This is a genomic window from Vibrio sp. D173a (genome assembly GCF_030248475.1).
In genome coordinates, this window is record NZ_JAHGAH010000699.1 from 1 (window position 1) to 557 (window position 557).

Below are 557 nucleotides of genomic sequence, written 5' to 3' on the forward strand. Positions count from 1 at the left end.
TCAGTGATGCAAATTCATCGCTCGCCTTGATCGCTTTATATGCCTCAAACAAGCCTTTGTGTTGACCAACCCAAGTACCGTACTCAGAAAGTAGCGGCAGGCAGCTCTCGTAAGCTTCACGCAGTTCATCGCTGTTCACGACTGAGTTCATATGGCTCACTGGTGACCAAATGCGGCTAAGGCGGTCGTCCACCTCTTCAATTGGAGCCACTAGGTTATCCCAGCTTGGTGAGGTATTACCTTCAAGTACTTGTTCTATCTTATTGCGACACTCTTCAATCACTTGCTCTACCGCTGGCTTAACGTGCGCAGGGGTGATCTGTGAAAACGGTGGTAGGTCCGTGAAGGTTAATAGCGGGTTAGACATATAAACATTCCTTTGGCTTGGAGACTTGCGTCTTATTGTAATCAGGTCGTCTTACAGTATTGAGTTCAATCGACTCATAATTACATGCGAATAGTTATTAAATAGTGTCCATAACCGCAAATTTCAATAGTAGAACCAATAACTAACCCCTCTCCCTGATGACGACACGCTCATTTATGGAAGAATTTAT

At 44.7% G+C, this 557-nt stretch carries 1 pseudogene; it reads right to left on the bottom strand.

From position 1 onward, the window contains the following. A pseudogene (locus tag KIV40_RS28625) lies at positions 1–367 on the bottom strand (oligopeptidase A); the annotation flags it as partial. Positions 368–557 lie beyond the last annotated feature (190 nt).